Below are 16,813 nucleotides of genomic sequence, written 5' to 3'. Positions count from 1 at the left end.
TGCCGCGTCAGCGGCACCTTAGTATTTGATTATTTAAGCTTTAAATAAGCGTCTTCCGCTAGTTTAACAACTTCTGAGTCTTTATCCAGTTCAGAATAATGCGCTAATGTTTCTGCAAAACCTTTTTCTTGGAACATTGCCTGAAGTTCGACAGCTTGTGGGTCATCATCGTTCTTGTAGTGGAATGCGGCAGCGATCCCTTCAAGAAGATGTTGATTTGGAAGGCCGTACTCAAGTGTTCCATTGAGGGGTTTCACTAGACGATCTTGTGGGCTTAGTTTGCGGATTGGCTGACGGCCAACACGGTCTACTTCATCACGTAAGTATGGATTTGCAAAGCGGTCTAGAATTTTTTGAATGTACGCCGCATGAGCTTCTGGATCAAAATCGTAACGCTTAATAAGAACCGCGCCACTTTCTTCCATTGTTGCTTTTACTTGTGCGCGAATTTTCTCGTCTTCGATCGCGTCTTTCACGGTTTCGTGACCTGCAAGCACACCGAAGTAAGCCGTAACGAGGTGGCCAGTGTTGAGTGTAAATAGCTTACGTTCAACGAAAGCCATTAGGTTATCGGTGCATTCCATTCCCGGAATGTTTGGAATGTTACCTTTGAATTGAGTCTTATCGACGATCCACTCGCTGAATGTCTCAACGGTGACCGCGAGAGGATCCGTTTCACCTGCTTCTGCCGGCGGAACAATACGGTCTACGGCTGAATCGACAAAACCCACATGATCTTCGACAAATGCTTTTGTTTCGTCAGAGAGGTGTTCAAGTACCGCTTCTTTTAACTGGCTAGTGCCTCGCACCATGTTTTCGGCTGCGATGATGTTCAGTGGTGTCGTGTTACCTGCCGCGGCACGCTTTTCGATACCTTGAGCGATCGATTTTGAGATGATCTTAAGAACGGTTGGGCCAACCGCGGTCGTCACTAAATCGGCTTCAGCAATACAATCAATCACTGCATCCGTTGATGAGTTGACGGCAGTCACGTTCTTCACTATTTCAACGACACACTCTTCACCGACAATTTTCACTGGGTATTCTTTGCGTTCGATCAGAGCGTTGACAACGGTTTCGTTTACGTCTGCAAAAGTAACGTCAAAGCCTGCGTCTGCTAGCAGCTTACCAATGAAACCACGACCGATATTACCTGCACCAAAATGTAATGCTTTCATAATGTTTATGACCTTTTAGCTATGTAATCTATATAGGTGACGACTCAGAAATCGATGTCTAAACCGTAAACTATCTAGGCTGAAAAAAGAGGCCAGAGGGGGACTGGCCTCATTCACTTAGGAGCTTGACTTAAAGCTTCTTACTTTCCGTTTAGAATCGTCAAAACATCGTCTGGATTCGTCGTGTTTTGTAAGCGTTCCACTGCTTCTTCGTCATCAAGTGAATTCGTGATAGCCATCAATACCATGTTGTGCTCATCACCTTGAGCGGCAATACCGATGACCATTTTCGCCACATCGTCTTCATCTTCACCCCACTGGATGCCTTCAGGATACTGACAGAATACGATGCCCGTTTTTTGTACGTATTTTTTCGCTTCGATAGTGCCGTGTGGTACCGCGATTGATTCGCCAAGATACGTGGAAACCAGTTCTTCACGTGCGTACATACCTTCAATGTACTCTGGGCTTACGTTGCCGAGTTTGACGAGCTGTTCGCCGGCGAACTTGATTGCTTGGTTCTTGTTGGTGGTTTTTAGACCAAGGAACACCGCATCGCTAGTCAGTGTCAGCGTGTCGTTTTCCGTTTCTGGCTTTGCTTGCGCTACCGCAGCTGGCGTGCTTACTTCAGCATCCTTACTTTTCGCTTCGACTAGCTGCACGACCAGTTTGTCGTACACACCGCTGTCTAAGAAGTTACTCAGAGAGATGTGCATTGCATCAGGTATTGTCTTATGAGCACGGTCAGTTAGGTCTTTGTGCGTGATGACAATTTTAGAATCTGTCGGCAAGTTGTTGATTGCATAGTTGGTTACATAAATATCGAGACCCGCCGCTTCTACTTTTTTACGTAGCAAGCTCGCACCCATCGCACTTGAACCCATACCTGCATCACAAGCGACATAGATTGCTTTAATCTCTGCTAGGTTTACATCCGCACCGGAAGTTGCACCTTTAGAAGCACCCTTCATGTCTTTCATTTGAGCTGACGCTTTTTCTAGAGAATCGTCATCACCCGCTTGTGAGGTTGTTTTTAATAGGATAGAAGCAACAATGAATGATGTCGCTGTTGCCGCAACAACCGAAAGGATAACGCCTAGGTATGCGCCTTTTGGTGTCAGTAATAAAATGGCGAAGATTGAACCTGGTGACGCTGGAGAAATCAGACCCGAGTTAAACATTACGTTAACGAACACACCTGCCATACCGCCGGCAATAACCGCAAGAATAAGGCGTGGATTCATTAGTACGTATGGGAAATAGATTTCGTGGATACCACCTAAAAATTGAATGATTGATGCGCCTGCAGCAGATTGTTTTGCACTGCCTTTACCGAAGACCATGTAAGCGAGCAATAGACCAAAACCAGGACCTGGGTTCGCTTCGATTAGGAAGAAAATTGAACGACCAGTCTCTTCTGCTTGTTGAATGCCTAGTGGTGAGAAGATGCCGTGGTTGATTGCGTTGTTCAGGAATAGAATTTTTGCAGGTTCAACGAAAATTGAGGCTAGAGGCAGAAGGCCAGCGTCAACCATGGCGTTTACGCCAGTCGCTAGACCATTGGAAAGTACCTTAACTGCAGGGCCGATTAGGTAGAACGCAATGATTGCGCAGATCATACCAATAATACCAGCAGAGAAGTTGTTCACTAGCATTTCGAAGCCACTCTTCACCTTACCGTGAACAGCTTCATCGAATTTCTTGATTGCGATACCACCGAGAGGACCCACGATCATCGCGCCCATGAACATTGGGATATCTGAGCCAACAATGACGCCCATGGTCGTGATTGCACCCACAACCGCGCCGCGGTCACCGCCAACCATTTTACCCCCGGTATAACCGATCAACAGCGGTAGAAGGTAAGTGATCATTGGTCCAACTAACGCCGCGAGCGTTTCGTTTGGTAACCAACCAGTAGGGATAAAGAGTGCAGTAATGAAACCCCACGCAATGAATGCGCCGATGTTTGGCATTACCATGTTTGATAGAAAACGACCAAAACTCTGAACTTTGATCTTTGCTTCCGGTGATAACATAAGGGTGGCCTCAGTAGTATATAGGATGACCAAATAGTCGAAAATGTGTCCTAGTAAGTTATACAAAATGTATCACAGGATTTTTAAATAGCATCATTGGCCTAGAAATTGTGATTGCAATCACAGTCCAAATATTGGAATACATAATCACTAGTGATGGAGATCACGTATCTATCGAGTCATAAAATTACAAGTGCCATTTAATGAGTTTGATTATCATTTATGCGTGATTTAGATCTCATTTCTTGCTTGGGCGGGGAGTATATTTATAGTGATGAAGATCTACTTTTTGGAAAGTTGGATATTTTTCATGGTTATAGCTTGGGTTTTATCGCCATTATTTGAGATGGATAGCTTACCTTTAAGGCGAAATTGGCTTGCTTTGTAATTTTATTACAGTTTTTAAGCGTAAATGATGCAAAGTGATCATTGGATATAAAATGATGAGTGATGGTTTATTGATTTTGCGTGATTTGAACGTGATTTAGGCGTTATTTAGGCATGTAGGATCAATCATTTACGTCGCAGTTTCTGGTTTTTTGTGATGGATATATCGTTGTTATTCCGATGGCGACAATATTATTTGTGATCTTAGTTTAGTATTTGCTCATTGTTGAGAATGTCATTCTATTTTCATATGGTACAGTCGCCGGCGAAAAAAAAACAACCAGAGAACCCTTTCCATGCTTTCCCCAAACTCAAAAGTAAAAGTCCAAGGTGTTGGGCGTTTTTTATCTAATATGGTTATTCCCAACATCGGTATCTTTATCGCTTGGGGATTAATCTCTGCGCTGTTTATTCCAACGGGTTGGATGCCGAATGCCAAGATTGCGGTATTGGTTGACCCTATTATTACTTACCTTATTCCTCTGATGATCGGTTATTACGGTGGACGCCTTGTTGCGGGTGAGCGAGGTGCTATCGTCGCGCTAGTCACGACGATGGGGTTAATCGCGGGGACGGATATACCAATGCTTATGGGGGCGATGATTGTTGGCCCCTTAAGTGCACTCGTCATCAAGAAATTTGATGCAGTCATGGAAAACAGAGTTAAAAGTGGCTTTGAAATGCTGGTCAATAATTTCTCTACGGGAATTATTGGGATGTTGGGGGCCATTATTGCGCTTTATTTTGTTGGTCCAATCATAACGACAATTTCCGCTATGGCCTCTGCGGGCGTAGAGACCTTGATTGCGTCTGAATCCATTAGCCTTGTTGCCATCATTATAGAGCCGATCAAAATACTCTTTTTAAACAATGCGATTAATCATGGCATTTTTACGCCACTCGGTATTCAGCAAGCCAAAGAGACCGGACAATCGTTATTCTTTTTGTTGGAGTCAAACCCAGGTCCCGCTTTTGGAGTATTGCTTGCTTATATCGCAACAACAAAAGGGCGCGTACAGCAAACGGCTGCGGGAGCTACCGTGATACATCTATTTGGTGGCATTCAAGAGGTCTACTTCCCTTATATTTTGATGAAGCCTCGCTTACTTATCGCGCTTATTTTGGGCAGTATGGTCGGTATTTATGTGTTGGTTCTATTCAATGCGGGTCTTGTCGCGCCGGCTTCTCCTGGTTCTATCATTGCCATTTTATTATTAACCCCAAAGACCTCTTTGGTCGGTGTTATCGCATCGTTTATCGCATCCACTGCCGTTTCATTTGTCACTGCCATCGTCCTGCTCAAGGGCGAGCCAAAGCAAAAATCCAATTTACAGGACCACGCGAGTCAAAGTAAGGATGATGTGGGTGAATTGGTGGTCAATAAATTCTCAACCATGGTCATGCTTACCCCTGAACATGTTTGTTTAAACATGAATGTGGCGAATAAAGAAGAAGCGATTTCCCTGCTAGGTCAGAAATTAGTTGAATTAGGGCATGTTGAACCGGCGTATATTGAGGATATGCACAAACGAGAGGCGCTCTTATCAACTTACTTGGGGGAATCTATCGCATTACCTCATGGCATGATCGGAGGAAAGCAGCACGTTATCCGTGACGGCGTTGTCTTTGGGCAGATCCCTGCCGGTGTTGAGTGGGGCAGTGAGCCCACCGATATGGCGAAGATTGTTGTGGCCATTGCAGCAAAGAATGAACGCCATATTCAAATCATTTCATCCATCAGCTTAGCGTTGGATGATGATGAAGTTCTAGAACGATTAAAATCGACAACGGAAGTGAATGATATTGTGAACGTGCTGAATGGTAAGGCGATTTAATGTCATTACCTTGCTACGGTGGTAGCTCAGTTAAGAATGAAACGATTCACCTGCCGAATGAGGCGGAACTGCTTGAAGTGATTACGCAGGCAGACGATCCGAACGCCGTCATCATGGCGGCGTATCATGCGTTAGATGATGCGGTCGGGGCGGTTTTACAAAGTATGCTGTCTCGAAATGAACAAGCCGTTCAATATATTGTGAGTCCTTTAATGAGAGCGCAGGGTCCCCTTGCGGATATTAAGGTTCGAGCGGGCTTGTTGCTTGGATTGGGGGTCATCAGTCGAGAGGTTTATTGTGATTTAGAAGTCTTTGTCAGGCTGAGGGAGTTCTGCAATGATTTCAATTCGTCGCTCTCCTTTTCAGATCCTTATATTTTGTCTGAGTTGCGTAGTGTCGAAACGATTAAACGCACAATGCCGATAGACTTTGACCCAAGCATGATGTCTGGATTATCAGAGTCGATGATGAATATGTTTATTCTTCGTCATCATCAGAAGGTGTGTTCAACGATCTTATTGGCCATTACGGAATTAGTTGGCCAACTGCGTTCAGCAAGAACTTAGGCGATCTTCATCGCCTTTTCGTTCCTATGGCTTATTTTTGTTGGTGATAATGCCGATATTGATCCGCTTGAGATAAGCCCATATAACGGCCTAGCGTTTTGGCGGGAATTTGCCGCAGGTCGACCACAATCAGCCCATCTAACGCATGATTAAACTTAGGGTCCACATTAAAACTCACCAATTTTCCATTTAGCGCCAAATAATGACGCAGAAGTACAGGAACACTTTTGCCTTCATCCATGCGCGCAATGACTTTTGAAAGCCGTTGTAAATCCCCTAAGGCGGTCAGCATGCTGGTGTTCCAATGCGTATTATGACGAGGTAATGGGTGAGAAGGGGTCACGAATTCGGCACCATCTTCATCGTAGTGGTGCATCACCATTGAGTCGGTTAATAACTGCCGTGTGCTTTGGCTGTAATCATTACTGATACTGACTGGGCCAAATAAATGGGTGTAATCAGGGTTGCGCTGAATGAATGTAGCGATGCCTTTCCACAACAATAATAACGCACTCATGCTGCGTTGATATTCTGCGGCAATCACGGATCGACCTAACTCAATCGAACGTCCCATGTGGTGTAGAAAAGGGGTGTCGTAGTGGAATAATGTCCTTGAATACAAACCGTCAATGCCAGATTTTGCCAGTAGGCGATCAACCAAGCCTAAGCGATACGCTCCGACTAAGCGATCTTGAGCGTTGTCCCAAACAAAGAGGTGACGATAATTCAGATCAAATTGATCGATGTCGATCGCTTTGCCGGTACCTTCCCCCACTGCGCGAAAACTCTCTTCTCGTAACCGTCCAATTTCATACAATATATTGGGAATGAACTTTGCTCGTGTGCAGTAAACCTCAAAATTTCCCTGAGTCAGCAAGAGATCGCTTTGGGGGATGTTGCTCAGATCGTCTTTGATGCGTGATAAAGGCAAGGGCGGTGAAATGGCGTGTTTCTCGTCACCGCAACTCAAGAAAGGAGGATGAGGAGATTCAGGCTTCAAGAGGTACGTATTGAGACGCAAATAATTCACCAGAGTCTCATCACTCAGCGTGCTGATTTCCTTAAATCGGATCGTATTACCAATCGCGATTTCAATCGGTTGTTGGTGCTTATTTAATAGTTCACGCCCAAGCATTAAGGTTCGTAGCAAGGTGTGCACTTTGCCTGCCACATAGAATCGTTTGGAGTTTTGGCCATTAATGAATACCGGCACGGTGGCGGCTTGGCTCTTTTTGATCAAAGCGCTGACAGATCGACTCCAAGCTTTATCTTCCACATCGTTTTTCTTGCCCTTGATTGGCTGGGAGACTTCACCGGCGGGGAATAAGAGCAGCAACCCATCTTGCTCGAGATGTCGATGCGCGGTACGAAGCGCTTTGAGATTGGCTTTTTGGGCGGCTTTGCCTTCAAATACATCGACACCAATAAAGAGATCATCCAATTCTGGCACGGTTTTGAGGTATTGATTGGCGAGTATTTTTACATCTTGGCGGATCAGCAATAACAGTTCGGCAAGAATCACGCCTTCCACACACCCTAATGGATGGTTAGCAACCACAACCGTTGCCCCCACTTCCGGTACCTGATTGAGTGAGCCTTTTATCACTTGGTAATCAATCTCGAGCACTTCCAACGTAAAGCGCAAAAATGTTTCTGTATCGCAGTTTATTGGGCGCTGGGCATAAAACTTATCGAGTTGACTTAAGCCGGTGGCCCACTCAGTGACATGTTCGGCCAGTCCGAAAGGGGTTTTACGTGGTAAGCGAAAGGGGCTATTAACGTCCATATTGTCCTCTACTTATAACAGCGTCACAGTGAGTCTAGGCGGTGAATATGTCAGTAAAGCGGCAGTTTCGTGAGTAAGTGATGATCGAAAAATGAAGAAACGATGACAACAATAAACCACTGGGAGAGGTCTTTTGGCGTGGTAATGAAGGGAGTCGTGGTATGGGAAGTGATCAATGGTTGAGGTCACGATAAGTGGCCATAACCGCCAACGAGTGGCGGTTTGGAGCGCATCACTTACTGAGCAATCTTCGCATATTGGCGCAGTAAATCAGTCAGCGTAGTTACCCACTCAAGCGTGTTTTCTGGACTTTGTTTGAGTATCACTTCAACGTGATTGCAGTGTACTTCAAGTGCTATTGCTTGCTCTAAGCGGAATGAAATCGCATAAAAATGCCACAACACTAAGCGCTGCATACGCAAAATGTTTTGCGCCGCGTTTTCTGAGTCTTGAAATAATGCGGGTAACTGGCTCAGTGCTATCGCATTAAGGCGAAGCATGGCGTCAAGTTGTGCTTCTTGCAGCTTTTCTTCTGATTCCGTCTCTTCGGTATCGAAGGTGAAAATTTCACTGAGGTAATCTTCTGGGACTAAACGATGAACCATACGAAGGCTCAGTTCTTCTCGTTCTTCACGAGGCATCGCAGATAAGCATTGGAATGTGTAGTCGAGCTGCATTGTCTTTATATCTAGAAAAATGTGGCCTGCATTGTAACGCGTTTCGTTGAATTTGTACCCTCTACCGCCTGTGAATGAACGCTTGAATAACGTTGGGTATGAGAAATCAATAGCTTGTGATAAACGGTCTCTGAAGGGACAGAGGTTGATGAGGGTTCTTGGGTTAGAGGCGGTCATCTATGTCCAAGCCAATGAAATAAATGTTCCCGCCGCTTGCCTAGCTTTAACTGTCACGAAAACGTTTGCCGCAATGGTTTAAATCGCTTGTCATCACCGTTATAACCCTGTAATTTCTCCGCCTTTAAGCAGCCAAATAACATTTTGTTACTCTGTTTAAGTCGAATTTATCGCTTTGTTGAATATCCATCGGTGATGTATTTCAACGCTCTATTGATGTAAATAAAATTGAGTATCCAACGATACTTCTTACGACATTGAACCAAAGACCCAATAGGAACAATCATGTCTGACAAGACCTCTTCCCAATCAAATCGTCCAGAAAGCGCGACAATGAAAAGTAAACTGGATGCGTTCTTTCTTATCACTCAGCGTGGTAGCAATCTCCGCCAAGAATTACTGGCGGGATTGACGACTTTTCTTGCCATGGTCTATTCGGTCATTGTTGTGCCGAGCATGTTAGGGGCGGCAGGGTTTGATCAGGGTTCAGTGTTTGTTGCGACCTGTTTGGTGGCTGCATTTGGTTCACTGCTGATGGGCTTGTGGGCGAACTTACCAATGGCGATTGGTTGCGCGATTTCTTTAACGGCGTTTATGGCGTTTAGTCTTGTTTTAGGGCAGGGCGTTTCGATTCCTGTTGCCTTAGGTGCCGTCTTCTTAATGGGGGTGGTGTTTACCGCGATCACCGTGACAGGTTTGCGCCAGTGGATTCTCACTCATTTACCGGTGGGTATTGCGCACGGTACAGGGATTGGTATCGGTCTCTTTTTGCTGCTGATTGCCGCAAATGGTGTGGGCTTGGTTGAGAAAAATATGGCAGAAGGTTTGCCGGTGAAGTTTGGTGACTTTACTTCATTACCAGTGTTGATGTCAGTATTGGGTTTGGCGGCCATCTTTGGTTTAGAAAAGCGCCGCGTACCGGGCGGCATTCTTTTGGTGATTGTCGTCATTTCAATCTTTGGTTTGATTTTTGACCCTAATGTGACCTTCCATGGTTTCTTCGCGATGCCTTCTATTGGTGGTGAAGGCTCATTATTTGCTTCAATGGATGTTATGGGTGCTTTTAGCCCGTTAGTTTTGCCAAGTGTTCTTGCCTTGGTCATGACGGCTATTTTTGATGCGACAGGAACCATTCGTGCAGTGGCAGGCCAAGCGAATTTGCTGGATAAAGATGGCAATATCATTGATGGTGGCAAAGCTCTGACGGCCGATTCTGTCAGCAGCATTGTCTCTGGTGTGGCTGGTGGTTCTCCTGCGGCGGTGTATATTGAATCGGCGGCGGGTACCGCGGCGGGGGGTAAAACCGGCCTGACAGCGGTGGTCGTTGGCGCACTCTTTCTACTGCTATTGTTTATTTCACCGATTAGTTATCTTGTGCCAAGTTACGCAACCGCGCCTGCATTGATGTATGTTGGCCTATTGATGTTGAGTAATGTCAGCAAGTTAGATTTTGGCGATTCAATCGATGCGCTATCCGGTCTTGTGTGTGCCGTATTTATTGTTTTAACGGCGAATATCGTAACTGGCATTATGCTGGGCTTTTTGTGTTTAGTGGTGGGCCGCGTGGTCTCTGGTGAATGGAAAAAACTGAGCTTTGGTATTGTCGTGCTGACCGCGATTCTCGTGGCGTTTTATGCGGGTGGTTGGGCGATTTAATCACACAATCGTGGCGATTTAGCCAACATAAATGAGCAAGAAAATGGCCGACATCATGTCGGCCATTTTTTTTGTGAAATTCACCACGCTACCGATCAGTCTATAGCGCAGAGCATTGACGATTAATCGGCCACAAGCTGAGGGGGAAGGAGTTTAGCCAAGTGCGATTTTCTTACTTCCCAATGTGCAATAAAGGCGATAGAGGCAATGATAAGAAAAGCGCCAATCCACAAGCGTCCCGGCGGCACCCAGCCAAACATCATCCAGCCCGCTAAGACATTCAGTGGCAGTTTCGCATGATCAAAAGGCTGCACAAAGGATGCATCGGCGACAGCATACGCTTTGACGATCGCCCATTGTGCGATTGCGGTGGCAACACCAGCGACGAGTAACAATAGCCAGACAGTCGTGCCCGAAGGGGTTTCCCATTCAGGCAGTGCCAGCAGAATATTAAAGGGAGTGATCAGTATCAGTAGATATATCACCATTGTTGATGGCGATTCATGGCGAGAGAGTTTTTTGACCATCAGCGAATAGCACGCCCAGAAAAAAGCCGCGCCAATCGGCAGCAATGTCGCGAGATTGAAATTATCCGCCCAAGGTTCGAGAATGATCATTGCGCCAATAAAGCCCGTGACGGTTGCGCCCCAACGAGCCGTTCCCACCGTTTCTTTGAGAAAGAGTCCTGAGCCAATGGTGGCGAATAGAGGCGAGGTCATCAATAAGGCAATGCCCTGCCAAATTGGAATTGGATACGCGAGCGCCCATAGCCACAATTGAATACCAATCACGGATAAAAAGACGCGAAAGATATGCCAGCCTAGATTAGGGGTTTTTAACGATTGGCGAATACCGAGCGTTTTTAAATAGGGCAGAATCGCTGCCAGTGCAATGGCATATTGCACCAAAGCAATTGTCGTAGAAGAAAGGCCATAATGAATGCTTATCCATTGCACCAAGCTGTTGACGATAGCGAATGACAAGCCGGCCGTTAACATCCAGCATGCGCCTTGAGTTGCGTTGTGATTATGCATATTAAAATAAACTCTATAAACGATAGTGGTTAAATAAATGCAAATACCGCAAAGAATGATTTATACGAAAAAGAATATTTAAGGTATTTGTAAATATCGGGACTTCGTTATAACGCTAATGAATGATTTGTTTTTTCGTTGTGTTTAATGTGAATGGTTCAATATGACTTCTGATGATGCTTCTGCTAAAGAAACGCCTAGGTATAACGGTGGAGTGCGTTATATCTAGGCGTGTTCAAAATGAAATTCATCAGCCCAATGACAGGGGATGATAATGAGAGCGGTATTAAGCGTTCACATTAGTGTTCGATAACAACGTCGCTAAGGTCAACGCGTAGACGAGGGCCATAGACACCTTCTGGTAAGCGTTTACCAACGCTCACAACCATACAAACTTCGGCCTCTTCTGGTAGGTTCAATAGTGACTTGATCGCCCCTTCTTCAAATCCTTCCATTGGGCAGCTATCGTAATCGACTTCTGCTAATGCATACATAAATGTCATCGCGGCTAATGCAGCGCTTTTATTCAAAATGACGCGGACGTCATTTTTACGCAACTCTTGACCTTGTTCTTTATCTAAGCCTTTGTATTCAATGAGATCTACGCCGCCGTATAGGTAAGGCATGTCTTTCTCATAGTAAGCAAATACGTGCTCTGGTGTGTTTGGCTTGCTGGCAAAGGCATTGCGGATCACTTTTGCATTCATATCTGCACGATCACGCCACTTTTGTGGTGCGGTCACGAATACAATCAGTTCATTTGCCGTTTTTGCCGCATTTTGACCCAGACAACATGCTTTCATTTTCTCTAGCATTTCAGGGCTTTTAACGCGGTGGAATTCCCACAATTGCATATTTGAGCTATTTGGAGCCAGAGTAGCGAGCTCGAGTGCTTGCGTGACTACATCATGGTCAAAAGCATAATCTGGATCATATTTGCGCACGGCGCGGCGGTAATTGACGACATCGCTAAAACGTTTCATGAGAGCTTCCTAAATTCAATTTGAAGTAACTTTATGTCATCAATGTATCAAGCTGACGCTGTCAAAATGAAATGTTTTTTTACGTTTCACTTTTGAAACGTTTTTTTTGTTCAAATAGTCAAAATGACCATTTTTAATTACTTTTGCACCTCGAAATCGACGGTGTTCACAAAAAAATGCCCACTAAAAAACGCCAAAATGACATTTTGAGCGATAAATCAATAATTGAAATTCTATTTTGTTTTATTCCTGTTGAATATTTTGGTTTTCCATAATGATTCAGTCATTCGTCCTACATTAGAAATGAAAGGTATATAACAATGAATCAAAATGAAAAAATTCCAGCAAGGGGTTGGGCCATTGTATGGATTGCATGGCTCGCCTTTATGGTTGCGAACCTCTCTAACTTTGCTTTTGGTGTCATATTGCCGGACATGCGAAATGACATTGGATTTGACCTTGAAACCGCAGGTTTATTGAGTGCGATTGCATGGGTTGGTAAAGGTTTGTTAACCATTCCAATCATCTGTTTCATTAGTAAAGGCAAACCTAAAACTGTTCTATTTGCCATCTTTGTCATCCTGGGTTTCGGGATGCTACTACAAGGTTTTGCTACTAACGTCACCATGCTGTTTGTTGGCCGTCTATTTGTTATGGGCGTTGCTGCTGGCATCGTATCTGTGCTTGTGGTCTTTAAGATTCAATGGGTTCCGAAAGAAAAATTGGGCTCTATTAATGGCGTAGAAATGTTTACAGGCCCGGCGGGTCAAATGCTTGGTACAGCGGCTTTCCCGATGTTCCTAGCGATGATGACAGGCTGGCGCGAAGTGATGATCGTCATGGGTTGTTTCTCTCTTATCTTAGCGGTGGCTTGGCTATTTGTAGCGAAAGACAAGGGCGAATCACAATCAAACTATGAAAAAGTACCAGTACTTCAGCCACTAAAAGAAGCGCTGACTTACAAAAACACTTGGATTCTCGCTTTAGCTTGGCCAATGACATCACTGACTTGGATTGCGGTTTACACCTTCTGGCCAACTTACGCAGTAGAAAGCTTGGACCTATCGATTGGTCAAGCCGGTATGGTGCTTGGTTTCCTACCAATCGGTTCTGCTATTGCATGTTTGGTGTCACCAATAATGGCTCAGAAGTGGGGCTACGATAAGCCACTTATCGTTGCATCAGGTGTGGTTCTTCCGTTGGCTTACTACAGCTTAATGCTTACCGCGAGTGTTCCAGTGCTTTCGGTGGCGACATTTGTCGCAGGCTACGCAGCGTACAACTTCGTACCACTAGCGTTCACGACTTTATACAAAACCGATATGTCACCGCGTGCTGTCTCAATGGGAACGGGCTTTATCTTCTCATTAGTGGGTCTAGGTGGTGCTGCAGGTGGTGCTGCAACGGGTTGGCTAGGAACCCAATACGGTCTTGAGACTGCCCTGTCTCTGACGTGTATTACCCCGATATTCTTTGCCGTACTGACGATGTTCCTAACGGAAACAGGCTGGAAAGCAGAGCAGAAAAAACAACAAGAAGCGGATGCTCCGCTCGAAAATAAACCCGCTTAATGATTAGTCCAATAACAAAAATTTAAAGAAAGGTGTGACATGAACTTCTTACTCGATCAACAGCATCATGCGATTTATGAAAAAGCGAAAGCTTACAGCGTAGAGTGTTTAGCGCCATTCGCTTCTCAACTAGAGAACGACCGTGAATTGCTAAAAGCCAAAATGAAAGAAATGGCAGAACAAGGTTTCTATGGCCTTGGTATTCCAAAAGAGATGGGTGGCCACAGCTACAACTATCTACAAATGTCTTTGGTTTATGAAGGGTTAGCGTACGGCAGCGGCATCATGTCTTTCCTGCTTCAGCTACAAAACAACATCAACATGGAAATCGCAACTTTCTATGAAGATATCGACCCTGAGATTTTGAAAGTGGTTCCAGATCTTGCGAACGGCAATAAAACGACGGCCTTCGTCTTGACTGAAAGCGCATCAGGTTGCGATCCATCCGCAACGAACGCTTACGCAGAGTTGGACGGTGATGTTTACCACATCCACGGTCAAAAAGATTGGATCACCAATGCGCAAGATGCGGATTACTTCAACGTAATGGTGAAAGACGGCAAAGACAGCCAAAACATGATCATGCTGTTCGTACCAAACGGTACTCCGGGTATTCGTTACATCGCAAACCGTGAGCGCATGATTGGTAATGGCATCATCGTTGGTAGCCTTGAGTTTGATAACTGTACGGTATCAAAAGCAAATCTACTGTCAGCAAATGGTTTTAAAGAAGCACTGAAAGCGATTGATGTCGCTCGTGTATTTACGCCAGCAATCGCGATTGGTGTGGCTCAGCAAGCGGTTGATTCTGTTGCTGCTTACCTTGGTCAACGTGAATCATTTGGTAAGCCGATTCTGACCAATCAAGGCATCCAATGGCAACTTGCAGAGATGAATACAAAAATCGAAGCGGCACGTTGCTTACTTTACAAAACCGCAGCGGTGATGGACAGCGGCGAACCTGTTGCCAATATCGCGGCAATGAACAAGTTGTTTGCGACCGATGTAGCCATGGAAGTGACGGTCAAATGTGCTCAGCTCTTTGGCGCAGAAGGCTTCATGAAAGATGCCCCAATTGGCAAATCAATGGCGGTTGCCAAGATGCTGCAAATTGTTGATGGCACATCAGAAATTCAAAAAATTGTGGTTGGTCGTGGCATCGCACGTCAATACCTACCACGCCGTTAATCGAAACGAAAATTTATTCGCTTATTACAAAAATAAATAATTTATAGGAATTCCAAAATGTCTCTACAAAGCAAAATTATGGATGTTAAAGAAGCAGTTAACCTAATCAAATCTGGTGACTGTGTGGCGATTAACGGTTTTGGTTCACTTTGTTTCCCTGAAACAGTGGCGATTGCACTGGGCCAAAAATTTCTTGATGAAGGCCAGCCTCGTGATCTGAGCTACTACTTTGGTGCGGGTCTAGGTGAGTCACAAGAAGGTCGTCTAATTGATGCGATTTCTCATGAAGGCATGGTTCGTCGCGTTGTTGCTTCTCACTTCATCAAAATGCTGGGTTTGAAAAAGCTAGCGGCTGAAAACAAAATTGAAGCTTACAACCTTCCTTACGGCCCTATCAGTCACTCGTTCCGCGCAGCAGCAGCAAAACAGCCTGGCGTACTAACAAAAGTGGGTCTGAAAACCTTCGTTGACCCACGCAATAGCCGTGGCGCACTGAACGAGCGTTCAACAGATACATTGGCTGAGCTAATGGAAATCGACGGTGAAGAATTCCTATTCTACAAAGCGCCAAAAGTCGACGTTGCGATCATCCGTGGTACGACAGTAGACGTGAATGGCAACATCTCGTTTGAACATGAAGCGTTCTACCTTGACCCATACAGCACTGCAATGGCAGCAAAAGCGAACGGCGGTAAAGTTATCGTTCAGGTTGAGCGTGTATCGGCAACGGCTTCTCATCCACGCACCGTTAAGCTTCCAGCAGCGATCATCGATGCGGTTGTGGTTGATGGCGAGCAAATGCAGACCATGATTGAGAAATATGAACCGGCTTACACGGGTGAATTCTTGATGTCTAAAGATGATATCGAGAAGAAACACGAAACCATCGCTCAGCTAACATCAGGCAGCGGTAAGAAGCCACGTGAATTGCTACATAAAGTTATCGCTCGTCGTGCAGCAATGGAATTGCGTGATGGCGCAGTGGTTAACCTAGGTATCGGTGTTCCTGAGCTTGTTCCTGGAGCGGCAAAAGAAATCGGTATGTCGACCAATATGTACCTAACGATTGAAGCGGGTCTTATCGGTGGTACACCGGTTGGTGGCCTGTCATTTGGTGCGGTTCTAAACCCAGAAATGTGTCAAGACACGGCAAGCCAATTTGACCTGTACGACAGCGGCATGCTGGACATCACTTTCGTTGGCGCAATGCAGGTAGATGGTTCTGGTAACGTAAACGTAAGCCGTGCTGGTGACAAGATCATCGGTGTGGGTGGCTTCGTCAACCTGACGGCAAGTGCTAAGAAAGCCGTGTTCTGTTTCCCATTCTCAGGCGGTGGTCTGAAAACAGAAATCGCTGATGGCAAGCTAACGATTCACCAAGAAGGTATCTACCCTAAATTTGTTGCAAAAGTCGATGAAATTTCAGCAAGTGGTGACTTCCGTGCAGAAGAAGGCGGCGTAACAATTTACGTGACTGAGCGTTGTGTATTTGAACGTAATCGCGACGGCATGATGCTGACTGAAATTGCACCGGGTGTTGATCTTCAGAAAGATATCCTGAACTTACTACCGTTTGCACCAATTATCTCGCCAGACCTAAAAGAAATGGATGCGCGCTTCTTTAACGAAGGCGTGGAATAACGCAGACCTCCCGACCTCTTATGAGGTCGGGAACCTTTTTCATTATGCTGCTATGAGCCAATGCCAAAAATGACAACGCGCGCAAGCAGCTCTAC

Annotated in this window: 12 protein-coding genes; 6 read left to right on the top strand and 6 right to left on the bottom strand. The window is 45.3% G+C overall.

The features are described from left to right. Positions 1-29 precede the first annotated feature (29 nt). Positions 30-1,178 carry a mannitol-1-phosphate 5-dehydrogenase gene (locus OJ16_RS10270; RefSeq protein WP_040990077.1) on the bottom strand — a complete coding sequence of 383 codons (1,149 nt, stop codon included), beginning with the start codon at positions 1,176-1,178 and terminating at the stop codon, positions 30-32. A 140-nt stretch (positions 1,179-1,318) separates the two neighbouring features. Further along, on the bottom strand, positions 1,319-3,217 hold the full coding sequence (locus OJ16_RS10265; protein ID WP_040990075.1) for a PTS mannitol transporter subunit IICBA: 1,899 nt from the start codon (positions 3,215-3,217) through the stop codon (positions 1,319-1,321). Between the two features lie 683 nt (positions 3,218-3,900). On the opposite strand from OJ16_RS10265, the gene OJ16_RS10260 reads away from it, so the two are divergent. Both OJ16_RS10260 and OJ16_RS10255 read left to right on the top strand, forming a co-directional pair. After that, the gene (locus tag OJ16_RS10260) at positions 3,901-5,439 is read left to right on the top strand and encodes a PTS sugar transporter subunit IIA (protein WP_040990073.1); all 1,539 of its coding nucleotides are present in this window, start codon (positions 3,901-3,903) and stop codon (positions 5,437-5,439) included. Further along, positions 5,439-6,005, top strand: a complete 567-nt coding sequence (locus tag OJ16_RS10255; protein WP_052810401.1) for an MltR family transcriptional regulator — start codon at positions 5,439-5,441, stop codon at positions 6,003-6,005. The genes OJ16_RS10260 and OJ16_RS10255 overlap by 1 nt, the downstream gene beginning before the upstream one ends. Positions 6,006-6,036: 31 nt before the next feature. Here OJ16_RS10255 and OJ16_RS10250 read toward each other — a convergent pair whose 3' ends face one another. Both OJ16_RS10250 and OJ16_RS10245 read right to left on the bottom strand, forming a co-directional pair. Next, on the bottom strand, positions 6,037-7,791 hold the full coding sequence (locus OJ16_RS10250; protein WP_040990071.1) for a lysophospholipid acyltransferase family protein: 1,755 nt from the start codon (positions 7,789-7,791) through the stop codon (positions 6,037-6,039). Between the two features lie 236 nt (positions 7,792-8,027). Continuing rightward, positions 8,028-8,468: a hypothetical protein gene (locus OJ16_RS10245; protein WP_040990231.1), complete on the bottom strand. Its 441-nt coding sequence runs from the start codon at positions 8,466-8,468 to the stop codon at positions 8,028-8,030. A 462-nt stretch (positions 8,469-8,930) separates the two neighbouring features. Between OJ16_RS10245 and OJ16_RS10240 the strand changes: the two genes are divergently transcribed. Continuing rightward, positions 8,931-10,301 (top strand): NCS2 family permease, encoded by a 1,371-nt coding sequence (locus OJ16_RS10240; RefSeq protein WP_040990069.1) that lies wholly within the window; start codon positions 8,931-8,933, stop codon positions 10,299-10,301. Between the two features lie 122 nt (positions 10,302-10,423). Here OJ16_RS10240 and OJ16_RS10235 read toward each other — a convergent pair whose 3' ends face one another. Further along, a complete protein-coding gene (locus tag OJ16_RS10235) occupies positions 10,424-11,335 on the bottom strand; it encodes a DMT family transporter (protein WP_040990067.1) in 912 nt (303 codons plus the stop codon). Between the two features lie 299 nt (positions 11,336-11,634). After that, the gene (locus OJ16_RS10230) at positions 11,635-12,318 is read right to left on the bottom strand and encodes a nitroreductase family protein (RefSeq protein WP_040990065.1); all 684 of its coding nucleotides are present in this window, start codon (positions 12,316-12,318) and stop codon (positions 11,635-11,637) included. A 320-nt stretch (positions 12,319-12,638) separates the two neighbouring features. On the opposite strand from OJ16_RS10230, the gene OJ16_RS10225 reads away from it, so the two are divergent. From OJ16_RS10225 to OJ16_RS10215, 3 genes are read left to right on the top strand one after another with little or no spacing between them, the layout of a single operon-like run. Beyond that, positions 12,639-13,889, top strand: coding sequence for an MFS transporter (locus OJ16_RS10225; RefSeq protein WP_040990063.1), 1,251 nt, complete (start codon positions 12,639-12,641; stop codon positions 13,887-13,889). Between the two features lie 39 nt (positions 13,890-13,928). Then, positions 13,929-15,077 carry an acyl-CoA dehydrogenase family protein gene (locus OJ16_RS10220; protein ID WP_052810399.1) on the top strand — a complete coding sequence of 383 codons (1,149 nt, stop codon included), beginning with the start codon at positions 13,929-13,931 and terminating at the stop codon, positions 15,075-15,077. A gap of 57 nt (positions 15,078-15,134) precedes the next feature. Beyond that, entirely contained in the window at positions 15,135-16,718 is a 1,584-nt protein-coding gene (locus OJ16_RS10215) for an acyl CoA:acetate/3-ketoacid CoA transferase (RefSeq protein ID WP_040990061.1), read from the top strand. The last annotated feature ends 95 nt before the right edge of the window (positions 16,719-16,813 follow it).

It is taken from the genome of Vibrio renipiscarius, from assembly GCF_000827885.1.
GTDB classification, from domain to species: Bacteria; Pseudomonadota; Gammaproteobacteria; order Enterobacterales; family Vibrionaceae; genus Vibrio; species Vibrio renipiscarius.
The sequence above is the reverse complement of the archived record's forward strand: the minus strand, read 5'-3'. Positions and strand labels throughout refer to the sequence as shown.